General features: G+C 75.3%; 9 protein-coding genes. 2 read left to right on the forward strand and 7 right to left on the reverse strand.

Annotated features, from left to right (window positions below; all coding sequences use genetic code 11):
• Window positions 1–110: 110 nt before the first annotated feature.
• The gene (locus AB0O29_RS32120) at window positions 111–1,076 is read right to left on the reverse strand and encodes a DJ-1/PfpI family protein (RefSeq protein WP_365158778.1); all 966 of its coding nucleotides are present in this window, start codon (window positions 1,074–1,076) and stop codon (window positions 111–113) included.
• Window positions 1,077–1,167: 91 nt separating this feature from the next.
• Here AB0O29_RS32120 and AB0O29_RS32125 point away from each other — a divergent pair, with 91 nt between their 5' ends.
• Window positions 1,168–2,454: an SLC13 family permease gene (locus tag AB0O29_RS32125; RefSeq protein WP_365158780.1), complete on the forward strand. Its 1,287-nt coding sequence runs from the start codon at window positions 1,168–1,170 to the stop codon at window positions 2,452–2,454.
• Window positions 2,455–2,485: 31 nt separating this feature from the next.
• On the forward strand, window positions 2,486–4,123 hold the full coding sequence (locus tag AB0O29_RS32130) for an ABC-F family ATP-binding cassette domain-containing protein (RefSeq protein WP_365158783.1): 1,638 nt from the start codon (window positions 2,486–2,488) through the stop codon (window positions 4,121–4,123).
• 17 nt (window positions 4,124–4,140) lie between these two features.
• Here AB0O29_RS32130 and AB0O29_RS32135 read toward each other — a convergent pair whose 3' ends face one another.
• The 6 genes from AB0O29_RS32135 to AB0O29_RS32160 all read right to left on the reverse strand — a co-directional run bounded on the left by AB0O29_RS32135 (window position 4,141) and on the right by AB0O29_RS32160 (window position 10,649).
• Window positions 4,141–4,353, reverse strand: a complete 213-nt coding sequence (locus tag AB0O29_RS32135; RefSeq protein WP_365158786.1) for a hypothetical protein — start codon at window positions 4,351–4,353, stop codon at window positions 4,141–4,143.
• Between the two features lie 75 nt (window positions 4,354–4,428).
• Window positions 4,429–5,211: an SDR family NAD(P)-dependent oxidoreductase gene (locus AB0O29_RS32140; protein WP_365158789.1), complete on the reverse strand. Its 783-nt coding sequence runs from the start codon at window positions 5,209–5,211 to the stop codon at window positions 4,429–4,431.
• Window positions 5,212–5,252: 41 nt separating this feature from the next.
• Window positions 5,253–6,467, reverse strand: coding sequence for an MAB_1171c family putative transporter (locus tag AB0O29_RS32145; RefSeq protein ID WP_365158790.1), 1,215 nt, complete (start codon window positions 6,465–6,467; stop codon window positions 5,253–5,255).
• On the reverse strand, window positions 6,439–6,906 hold the full coding sequence (locus tag AB0O29_RS32150; RefSeq protein ID WP_365158792.1) for a hypothetical protein: 468 nt from the start codon (window positions 6,904–6,906) through the stop codon (window positions 6,439–6,441). Before AB0O29_RS32150 ends, AB0O29_RS32145 begins: the two co-directional genes overlap by 29 nt.
• A gap of 286 nt (window positions 6,907–7,192) precedes the next feature.
• Window positions 7,193–9,688: a Tex family protein gene (locus AB0O29_RS32155; protein WP_365158795.1), complete on the reverse strand. Its 2,496-nt coding sequence runs from the start codon at window positions 9,686–9,688 to the stop codon at window positions 7,193–7,195.
• Window positions 9,689–9,785: 97 nt separating this feature from the next.
• Complete coding sequence (locus AB0O29_RS32160; protein WP_365158798.1) at window positions 9,786–10,649, reverse strand: hypothetical protein; 864 nt, start codon at window positions 10,647–10,649, stop codon at window positions 9,786–9,788.
• Window positions 10,650–10,882: the final 233 nt, after the last annotated feature.

Here is a 10,882-nt window from a genome sequence, read left to right on the forward strand (position 1 = left end):
CGCGCCTCAAACGCCGGCGGGGCTGGAATGTGCTGCGCACGGAAAGGGGTCCGGGGCGGAGCCCCGTGGAACGGTGGAAGGGCGGGGCGGGGAGGCGGCGCCGCGCAGCGTCACGGCGGAGCCCCGAAGCGGCGGCGGTATTCGGACGGGGGCTGGCCCAGGGTCCGGACGAAGGCCCGGCGCAGGGCCTCGGGGGTGCTGTACCCGCACGCGCGGGAGATGCCCGCCACCCCCTCCCCCGACTCCTCCAGCAGCCGCCGCGCGTGCTCCACCCGCACCCGCTCGACGTACCGCCCCGGCGTCACCCCCGTCTCCGCCTGGAAGGCCCGCGCGAAGTGGCGCGGCGACAGCGCGGCGCGGGCCGCGAGGGCCTCCACGCTCAGGTCGCCGCCCGGGTGCTCGGTGATCCACTGCTGTACGTCCCGCAACGGCTCCCGCCGCGCGGTCTGCGCCGCGAGCTGCGCGCTGAACTGCGCCTGGTTCCCCGGCCGGCGCAGGAAGACCACCAGGTGCCGGGCGATCAGCAGCGCCACGTCCCGTCCGAGGTCCTCCTCCACCAGCGCCAGCGCGAGGTCGATGCCGGCGGTGACCCCGGCCGAGGTGGCGACGGGGCCGTCCCGGACGTAGATCGGGTCCGGTTCCACCGCCACCCGCGGGTAGTCCCGGGCCATCCGCTCGCACACCGACCAGTGCGTCGTCGCCCGCCGCCCGTCCAGCAGCCCGGCCTCCGCGAGCAGCAGGCCGCCCGTGCAGACGGACACCAGGCGCCCCGCACGACCCCCGTACGCGCGCAGCCAGTCGGTGATCCGCGGCTCGAAGTCCCCCGTGAACCGGCCGCCGGGCACCAGCAGGGTGGTGTCCGGGCCGGGGCGGGCGCCCTCCAGGTCCCCGTCCGGGAGCAGGGTCAGCCCGCTGCCGGTCCGGACCGGGCCGCCCCCGGGGGAGACCGTCCGCACCGCGTACCCGCCGTCTTCCGGGCGGCAGCGGCGGGCGCCGTCGAACACCTCGACGGGGCCCGTCACGTCCAGGCTCTGGACCCCGTCGTAGAGGACGACCAGCACGTTTCGCAGTGGCATGCCTCCATGGTGTGACGCCCTCCCGATGGCCGCAATGACGGGCATCCCACCTATCCGGACATCGGGGCCGTGCGATCCTTGGCCGGTCCCCGTGAGCCCCGTCCGGAGTGCCGCCCTGAACACCGTCCTCGCCGAGTCCCTGTCCTGCGCCCTGCTGCTCCTCGTGCTGGCCTTCGCCGTGGTCCGCCCGCGCGGGCTGCCCGAGGCGGCCGCCGCCGTACCCGCGGCCGGGCTGCTGGTCGCCCTCGGGGTGGTGGCGCCGGCCGACGCGTGGGAGCAGCTGCGCGGGCTGCTGCCCGTGGTCGGCTTCCTGGCCGTGATCCTGGCCCTGGCCCAGCTGTGCGCCGACGAGGGGCTGTTCCGGGCCGCGGGCGCCGCCGTGGCCCGGCGTGCGGCCGGGCGGGGGGCGGCGGGGCTGCTGGGCGGGGTGTTCCTGGTGGCCTCGGCGGTGACGGCCGTACTGAGCCTGGACGCCACGGTGGTGCTGCTGACCCCGGTGGTGTTGGCGACGGCCGCCCGGCTGGGCGCCCGGCCCCGCCCGCACGTGTTCGCCACCGCCCACCTGGCGAACTCGGCCTCGCTGCTGCTGCCCGTCTCCAACCTGACGAACCTGCTGGCCTTCACCGCGAGCGGACTGACCTTCACCCGGTTCGCGGCGCTGATGGCCCTGCCCTGGGCGGTCGCGATCGGGGTGGAGTACGCGGCGTTCCGCCGGTTCTTCCGGGCCGATCTGGCGGCGCCGCCCGAGCACGTGCCCGGGGCGGCCGAGCCCGCCCCGCTCCCCCGGTTCGCGCTCGTCGTCCTGCTGCTGACCCTGGCGGGCTTCGCCGTGGCCTCCCTCGCGGGGGCGAGCCCCGCCTGGGCGGCGCTGGCGGGGGCGGTGGTGCTGGGCGTACGGGCGCTGTGGCGCGGGGAGACCACCGCGCGCCGGCTGGCGGCCTCCACCGCGCCGGCGTTCTGCCTGTTCGTCCTCGCCCTGGGCGTCGTCGTACGGGCCGTGGTGGACCACGGGCTCGGCGACGGCCTGGAGTGGCTGCTGCCCGACGGGGACGCGCTGCCGGCGCTGCTGGCCGTGGCCGGGGTGGCGGCCGTGCTCGCCAACCTGATCAACAACCTCCCCGCCGTCCTCGCCCTGCTCCCGCTGGCCGCGCCGGGCGGTCCGGGCGTGGTCCTCGCCGTGCTGATCGGGGTGAACATCGGCCCCAACCTCACCTACGCGGGCTCGCTGGCCACCCTGCTGTGGCGGCGGATGCTGCACGCGCACGGTGAGGAGGTCCGGCTGGGGGACTTCACCCGCCTCGGGCTGCTCGCCACCCCCGCCGCGCTCGCGGCGGCGGTGGCGGCCCTGTGGGCCGGGCTGCGCCTGACCGGCGGGTAGCCGGGCGGCGCGCCGATAGGATCGGGGCATCATGACTGCAACCCTCGTCGCCAAGAACCTCACCGCCGCGCACGGCGAGCGCACGCTCTTCGCCGGCCTCGACCTCGTCGTCGCGCCCGGCGACGTCATCGGCCTCGTCGGCGTCAACGGCGCCGGGAAGTCGACCCTGCTGCGGCTGCTCGCCGGGCTGGACACCCCCGAGACCGGTGAGCTGCGGCTCTCCCCGCCGGGGGCGGCCGTCGGCCACCTGCCTCAGGAGCCCGAGCGGCGGGAGGGCGAGACGGTGCGCGAGTTCCTCGCCCGCCGCACCGGGGTCGCGGCCGCGCAGGCGGCGCTGGACGAGGCCACGCAGGGGCTGGTGGACGGCACCCCCGGCGCCGACGACGCGTACGCGGAGACCCTGGACCGCTGGCTGAACCTCGGCGGCGCCGACCTGGACGAGCGGGCCCAGGAGACCGCCGACGAGCTGGGCCTGGCGGTGAGCCTGGACCTGCCGATGACGGCCCTGTCCGGCGGCCAGGCCGCCCGCGCCGGCCTCGCCTCCCTCCTGCTCTCCCGCTACGACGTGTTCCTCCTCGACGAGCCCACCAACGACCTGGACCTCGCCGGCCTGGAGCGGCTGGAGCGGTTCGTGACGGGGCTGCGCGCGGGCACGGTCGTCATCAGCCACGACCGCGAGTTCCTGACCCGCACCGTCACCAAGGTCCTCGAACTCGACCTGGCCCAGCAGCAGATCAACCTCTACGGCGGCGGCTACGAGTCCTACCTGGAGGAGCGCGCGCGGGCCCGCAGCCACGCCCGCGAGGAGTTCGAGGAGTACGCCGACAAGAAGGCCGCCCTCGAAGGCCGCGCCCAGATGCAGCGCAACTGGATGGACAAGGGCGTGCGCAACGCCCGCCGCAAGTCCTCCGACAACGACAAGATCGGCCGGGCGATGCGCGGCGAGTCCAGCGAGAAGCAGGCCGCGAAGGCCCGCCAGACGCAGCGGGCCATCGAGCGGCTGGACGTGGTCGAGGAGCCGCGCAAGGAGTGGGAGCTGCGCATGGAGATCGCGTCGGCCCCGCGCTCCGGCTCGGTCGTCGCCACCCTGCGCGAGGCGGCGGTCAAGCGCGGGGACTTCGCCTTCGGCCCCGCCTCCCTCCAGATCGACTGGGCGGACCGGGTGGCGATCACCGGGGCCAACGGCGCCGGCAAGTCCACGCTCCTCGCGGTCCTGCTGGGCCGGCTGGTCCCCGACGCGGGCTCCGCCACGCTCGGCTCGGGCGTGCTGATCGGCGAGGTCGACCAGGCGCGCGGGCTGTTCCTCGGCGAGGAGCCGCTGCTGGAGGCCTTCTGCGCGGCCGTCCCGGACACCGAGCCGGCGGAGGTCCGCACCCTGCTGGCCAAGTTCGGCCTGAAGGCGGCGCACGTGCTGCGCCCGGCGGCGACGCTCTCCCCGGGCGAGCGCACCCGGGCGGCCCTGGCCCTGCTCCAGGGGCGCGGGGTGAACCTCCTGGTCCTGGACGAGCCGACGAACCACCTGGACCTGCCTGCGATCGAACAGCTGGAGTCGGCGCTGGAGGCCTACGAGGGCACCCTGCTCCTGGTCACCCACGACCGCCGCATGCTGGACGCGGTCCATGTGACCCGCCGCCTGCAGGTCGCGGACGGCAGGGTCACCGAACTCTGACCGGCCGGGGCGTCGTGCTAACCGTGCCCGCCTGACCTGCGGGTCCGCTTCTCGTCCGGGGGCCGGACCCGGTCGAGGCGGCTGGCCTCGTCCGTGTCCTCGCGCCGGACGGGGCCGGGCTCCGGCTCGGGCGGCCGGCGGGAGGCGTCCCCCGCCGTGTGCGGCCCGCGCCGCCGCCGTGCGTCGTCACCGTGCAGCGGAACGCCTCCGGCGCCGCCTTGCTCGTCCATGACCGCTCCTCCTGCCGCCCCCGGCCGCCCCTCACCCGGCGGCTGCCCGCGGGCGGGGCCCGCAAACCGGGCCCGCTACCGCGCCCGGTCCGCCGGGGCCCTGCGCTCGCGGGCCATCCGGCCGGCCACGAAGGCGCGCGGGAGGTGGCGCACCGCGAGGGCGTACGCCTGGTAGCGGCGGCCCGTGATGCTGACGGGCCGGCGCAGGGCGAGGTCGCGCAGGGCCTTGGCCACCACGGCCTCCGGCTCCAGCCAGACGGCCTCGCGCAGGGAGCTGACGTCCATCCCGGCGCGTTCCTGGAACTCGGTGCGGGTGAACCCCGGCACCACCGCCAGCACCCGGACCCCGTAGGGCGCCATGTCGACCCGGAGGGATTCGCTGAAGGCGGTGACCCAGGCCTTCGCCGCCCCGTACGTCCCGGTGGGCAGCAGTCCCGCGACCGAGGAGACGTTGAGCACCGCGCCCCGGCGGCGTTCCCTGAGCCCCGGCAGCAGGGCGTGGGTGAGGCGGAGCGGGACCTTCACGAGGAGGTCGAGCATCCGCTCCTCGTCCTCGACGGGGCTGTACGGGTAGGGCGCGGGGAGGCCGAACCCGGCGTTGTTGACGAGGACGTCCACGGGCCGGGAGGTGTCGGCGAGCCTCTCCTCGACGGCCGTGCGGCCGGCCGGGTCGAGGAGGTCGGCGGGCAGGACCTCGCAGACGGTCCCGAAGTCCCGGCCGAGTCCGGCGGCGACGGCCTCCAGGCGGGCCTTGTCCCGGGCGACGAGGACCAGGGCGCAGCCCTTGGCGGCGAAGCCGCGGGCGAAGGCGGCGCCCAGGCCCGCGCTGGCGCCGGTGATCAGAACGGTGGTGGTCAAGCGGGGTTCACTTCCTCGGTGTGGCGGTCGGTGCGGGCGGTTCAGGCCGTGGCGGGCCCCGGGGCGAAGGCGGAGGTCTCGGGCGAGCCGTAGGCCTGGGCGACGTGCACCAGGAATCGGGCCTCCTCCCGCAGGCCGCCGCCCTCCGCCGAGGTCTGCATGGCGGCCGGGAGCTCCAGGGCGGGTGCCTGCCCCGGGTGCCCGGGGAGGCCGGAGAGTTTGGCCCGGCGCGCCTCCCTCAGTACGCAGGCGAGCGCGGCCGCCGTGTGCCGCTGCTCGGGGATCCGGCTGTCCACGACGTGGCCGCGGGCGAGTTCGGGGACGCCGGGGGCCACGTACTCGCCCAGGATCAGGATGGCGTCGCGGGTCTCGATGACCTTGCGGTAGACCAGCAGGTTGCGCGGCACGGGCGGCCACAGCAGCTCCAGCACCCGTCCGGCGCGGGGGCGGGAGAGGACCACGTGCGGGACGGCCTGGACCAGGTCCCGCCACAGCGGCCACAGCCGCCAGGCGGTGGCGGTGTCGGCGAGGGTGTGGCGCAGCGTGAACAGGGTGGGCACCAGGATCGCGGCGGCGCGCAGCAGCCCGTGCAGGTTCATCAGCAGCGGCAGGACGGGCATCGCCCAGGTGCTGGCGAACAGGGCCTTGAGCAGGTACGCGAACCAGAACAGCCAGGCCAGGGCGGTGCCCAGGCCGAACAGCCGCAGCCCGGCGGCGAGTCCGCGGCTCTCGGTGCGCCGGCTGTAGCGCCAGCACACGTACACGCAGATGCTGTTGGCGATCAGGTGGGCGGAGATCAGCACGAGCCAGTACGGCAGGGAGGGCACGGGGGCCCCGGAGTTCGGGATGGTGTGCGTGCCGTGGGCGGGCGCGGCGGTGTCGAGGGCGACGAGGACGCCGAGCCAGAGCAGGGTGCCGGCCCAGGAGGCGAGCTGGAGCCCGCGCCCCCGGGTGGCGGCGGCCACGAAGTAGAGCACGGCGCCCGCCGACAGGACGCCGATGAGGTTGCGGACGAGGCCGATGGTGTGCGCGTACGAGGCGTCACGGGCCATGGCGTACGCGACGACGTCGGGCAGGTTCAGGGTCATCGCGCCGGCGGCGGTGGCGACGGCGAGCCACAGCCCCCGCTGCTGCGGGGAGCGCAGGGCGCCGGGGGCGCGCAGCAGGACGGCGACCCACAGGCAGACCACCCCGGGGACCGCCAGGCCGTCCCCGAAGGCGGAGAGTTCAGCCGCCGTCACGGTGGCCCCGCTCATAGCCCATGGCGGACTCCAGCCGGGCGAGGGCGCCCCGGGGGCCGGGGGCGGGCCGGGAGTGCGCGGCACCCGGGGGGTGGATGCGGATCATGCTGGCGAGCATCTCCGCCTCCTGCTCCTGGCGGGTGGTGTAGTTGGTGCGGCCCAGCACCACGGGGGCCGCGCCGTCGGTCTCCTCGCCCTCCAGGGAGTGGTGGCCGAAGAGGATGTGGCCCAGCTCGTGGAGCACGATGTGCTCGCGGTGCAGGGGGGTGGTGTGGGCCTCGTAGAAGACGTAGTCCACGGTCTCGGTGCCCACCCACAGTCCGCAGACCCCGGATTCGGCGGCCTCGCGGGGCAGCGGGTGGAGCCGGATCGGACGGCCGCGCCGCTCGGCTATGCGGGCGCACAGGGTGTCCAGGGAGAACGGGTGCGTCAGATCCAGGTGACCGAGAATCATCTCGCAGCGTCTGCGCAGGCTGAGGTTCCGGTAGGGCATGTGTTCCCTCTGGGGACCCTTTCTCGGGCAGCGTCGGTAGGCGTGGGTGGGCTTCGGCGGCATGACGTCCTGTGCCTTGAGGCGGCCTCGGGAGTGCGGTCCCGGAGGTGGGAAACGCGGAACGCCCGTCCGCGCGAGACGAACGGGCGTTCCACCATGCCTACAGATCACGTACGGGGGTTGGCAAGGACGGCCCCTTCCCGGGGGCCTTATCCGGCCAGGTCTGCCGACCGTGCCCGACGTGCCGCTACCGCTTGCGGCGGTCCTCCCGGCCGCCGGTGAGACCGGCGCGGCGCAGGGCGTCGGCCATGGCGCTGTTGGCGGGGGCCGGGGCGCCGGAACGCTGGCCTCCGCCACCGCCCTGGCCGCCCTGGCGCTGGCCCGCGCCGCCCTGGCCACCCTGCCGCTGACCGCCGCCGCGCTGGCCCTGGCCGCGTCCCTGGCCCTCGCCCCGGCCCTGGCCGCCCTGGCCCTGAGCCGCCTGGCCCTGGCCCTGGCCGCGCTGCTGCGGGGGACGGCCCCCGCCGCGGCGCTCGTCGCGCTGGCGCGGGGCGCCCGCTCCGCGCTCCGCCCCGGCCTCGTCCTCCAGCCGCAGCGTGAGCGAGATCCGCTTGCGCGGGATGTCCACGTCCATGACCTTGACCTTGACGATGTCGCCCGGCTTGACCACGTCGCGCGGGTCCTTGACGAAGGTGTTCGACAGGGCGGAGACGTGGGCCAGGCCGTCCTGGTGGACGCCGATGTCGATGAAGGCGCCGAAGGCGGCCACGTTGGTGACGACACCCTCCAGGACCATGCCCGGGGCGAGGTCGCCGATCTTCTCCACGCCCTCCTTGAAGCTGGCCGTCTTGAAGGCGGGGCGCGGGTCGCGGCCCGGCTTCTCCAGCTCGCGCAGGATGTCGGTGACGGTGGGCAGGCCGAAGGCCTCGGTGACGAACTCGTCCGGGCGCAGGGAGCGCAGGACGGAGGTGTTGCCGATCAGCGCGGCGACCTCGCCGCCCGAGCTCTTGCCCATGGCCCGCACCACCGGGTAGGCCTCGGGGTGCACCGCGGAGGAGTCGAGCGGGTCGTCGCCGCCGCGGATGCGCAGGAAGCCCGCGCACTGCTCGTACGCCTTGGGGCCGAGGCGGGCCACGTCCTTGAGGCCCTTGCGGCTGCGGAAGGGGCCGTTGGCGTCGCGGTGGGACACGATGTTCTCGGCGAGCGTGCCGCTGATGCCCGAGACCCGCGACAGCAGCGGCGCGGAGGCGGTGTTGACGTCCACGCCCACGCCGTTGACGCAGTCCTCGACGACCGCGTCGAGGGAGCGGGAGAGCTTCACCTCGGACAGGTCGTGCTGGTACTGGCCGACGCCGATGGACTTCGGGTCGATCTTGACGAGTTCGGCGAGCGGGTCCTGGAGGCGGCGGGCGATGGAGACGGCGCCGCGCAGCGACACGTCCATGCCGGGCAGTTCCTGCGAGGCGAAGGCGGAGGCCGAGTACACGGAGGCACCGGCCTCGGAGACCATCACCTTGGTGAGCCCGAGCTCGGGGTGGCGGGTGATGAGGTCCCCGGCCAGCTTGTCGGTCTCGCGGGAGGCCGTGCCGTTGCCGATGGCGACCAGCTCGACGCCGTGCTCCTTCGCCAGGCGGGCGAGGGTGGCCAGCGACTGGTCCCACTTGTTGGCGGGAACGTGCGGGTGGATCACGTCCGTGGCGACGACCTTGCCGGTGGCGTCGACGACGGCGACCTTCACGCCGGTGCGGAAGCCGGGGTCGAGCCCGAGGGTGGCGCGGGTGCCGGCGGGGGCGGCGAGCAGCAGGTCGCGGAGGTTGGCCGCGAAGACCCGTACCGCCTCGTCCTCGGCGGCGGCGCGCAGCCGGGTCCGCAGGTCGATGCCGAGGTGCACCTGGATCTTGGTGCGCCAGGCCCAGCGGACGGTGTCGGCCAGCCACTTGTCGCCGGGCCGGGCCCGGTCGGCGATGCCGAAGCGGCGGGCGATCCGCCCCTCGTAGGTGGAGGGACCGGGGGTCTCCGAGGGCTCCTCGGGCTCCAGGTCCAGGCTGAGCACCTCCTCCTTCTCGCCGCGCAGCATGGCGAGGACGCGGTGGGAGGGGAGGGCGGTGAAGGGCTCGGCGAAGTCGAAGTAGTCGGAGAACTTCGCCCCCGCCTCCTCCTTGCCCTCGCGGACCTTCGCGGCGAGCCGGCCGCGGCCCCACATGCGCTCGCGGAGCTCGCCGATCAGGTCGGCGTCCTCGGCGAACCTCTCGGTGAGGATGGCGCGGGCGCCCTCCAGGGCGGCCGCCGGGTCGGCGACGCCCTTGTCCGCGTCGACGAACGCGGCCGCGGCGGCGGCCGGTTCGACGGAGGGGTCGGCCAGCAGCCCCTCGGCGAGGGGCTCCAGGCCGGCCTCGCGGGCGATCTGGGCCTTGGTGCGGCGCTTGGGCTTGAAGGGGAGGTAGATGTCCTCCAGCCGGGCCTTGGTGTCGGCCGCGTTGATCCGGGCCTCCAGCTCGGCGTCGAGCTTGCCCTGCTCCCGTACGGAGTCGAGGATCGCGGCGCGGCGGTCCTCCAGCTCGCGCAGGTAGCGCAGCCGCTCCTCCAGGGTGCGCAGCTGGGCGTCGTCGAGCATCTCGGTCGCTTCCTTGCGGTAGCGCGCGATGAACGGCACGGTGGAGCCGCCGTCGAGCAGCTCGACGGCGGCCTTGACCTGCCGTTCCCGTACGCCGAGCTCCTCGGCGATCCTGCCTTCGATGGACATCGTCGTCACTGCCGTCCCGCCTGCCTTCGTGCCTTCGTGCGTGTGCGTGGAAGGCTGCCAATTGTGGCAGGTGCCGGTGACGGCGGCGGGGAGCCCCTCAGCCCTTTCCGAAGAGGTCGGGCGGGAAGGCCCCGGCGGCGATGGCCTGCTGGACGACGGCGCCGCCGAGCGCGTGGAGCCGGGCGACGCCTTCCGCACCGAGGTGCTCGTACGGGGCGGCGTCCAGGCGGTCGGTCTCGGTCTCCAGCCGTTCGCGCAGGGCGCGGCCCTCCTCGGTGAGGTCCCCGGCGGCGTCGAGGACCCCGCGGTCGCGGAGCCGGTCGGCGGCGGCGTCGAGGTCGGACTGCTCCCAGCCGCGGATGCTCTTGACCCACTTCGCGGTCATGCCGCGGCCGGTGGCGGTGTGGCTGACGAGCGCCTCCAGCGGGTCGAGGCCGGTGAGGAGGAGCGCGGCGAGGTGCCCGTCGCCGCGGTGCTCGCGCAGGAGGGTGGTGGCGTGCCAGAGCCGCAGGTGGGGCTCCTCGGGGACGGGGAGGTCGGCGTGGGCGGCGTACAGGGTCCGGCCGTGCCGGGTGCAGGCCTCGGTGGCGCGCAGGGCGAGTTCGGCGGCTTCGGCGAGCTCGGCCGAGGCGATGGTCTCGGGGCCGAGGAGCCGGCGCAGGGTGCGGTCGGCGGCGCGCAGGCGGGCGGCGAGGACCTGCTCGGGGGTGGTGGTGTCCCAGACGGCGGGGAGGTGCCGGGTGACGAGGTCGTGGCGGTAGTTGTAGAACGTCGCGGTGACCACGCCGGGGCCGACGGCGCCCATGGCCGCGGAGCGGCTGGCGAGGTTGACCGCCACGCGGTGGGTGACTCCGAGCGCGCCGAGCTCCTCGAAGATCTCGGGGGAGAAGTAGCTGGTCGCGTGGAGGGGGTTGACGGCGGCGTGCCAGGTCCGTCGCGCGGCGTGCGGTTCGATCGTCATGGCGGCACCTTACCGACTGGTTGGTATGCCACCTAGCCCTCCCGGGGTACGGGCACCGGTGCGCGGGGCTGTGCACAGCCCGCGCAGGGGGCACCTCCCAGCGGTAGCTGGGGGAGTTTGAGCGCACGGGCGCGGAGCGCACGTACGGGGTCCGGGGCCCGCCCCGGGAAACGGAGAAAGGGCGGGGCGGGGAGACGCCCCGCGCAGCGGCCCCCCCCCCCCCCCCCCCCCCC

The organism is Streptomyces sp. NPDC089915 (genome assembly GCF_040684675.1).
Lineage (GTDB): Bacteria > Actinomycetota > Actinomycetes > Streptomycetales > Streptomycetaceae > Streptomyces.

Excerpts from the sequence above, each read along its gene's own strand:
- AB0O29_RS32120 (WP_365158778.1), bottom strand. The coding sequence starts at position 1,076 with ATGCCACTGCGAAACGTGCTGGTCGTCCTCTACGACGGGGTCCAGAGC.
- AB0O29_RS32130 (WP_365158783.1), top strand. The coding sequence starts at position 2,486 with ATGACTGCAACCCTCGTCGCCAAGAACCTCACCGCCGCGCACGGCGAG.
- AB0O29_RS32135 (WP_365158786.1), bottom strand. The coding sequence starts at position 4,353 with ATGGACGAGCAAGGCGGCGCCGGAGGCGTTCCGCTGCACGGTGACGAC.
- AB0O29_RS32145 (WP_365158790.1), bottom strand. The coding sequence starts at position 6,467 with ATGAGCGGGGCCACCGTGACGGCGGCTGAACTCTCCGCCTTCGGGGAC.
- AB0O29_RS32150 (WP_365158792.1), bottom strand. The coding sequence starts at position 6,906 with ATGATTCTCGGTCACCTGGATCTGACGCACCCGTTCTCCCTGGACACC.
- AB0O29_RS32155 (WP_365158795.1), bottom strand. The coding sequence starts at position 9,688 with ATGTCCATCGAAGGCAGGATCGCCGAGGAGCTCGGCGTACGGGAACGG.
- AB0O29_RS32160 (WP_365158798.1), bottom strand. The coding sequence starts at position 10,649 with ATGACGATCGAACCGCACGCCGCGCGACGGACCTGGCACGCCGCCGTC.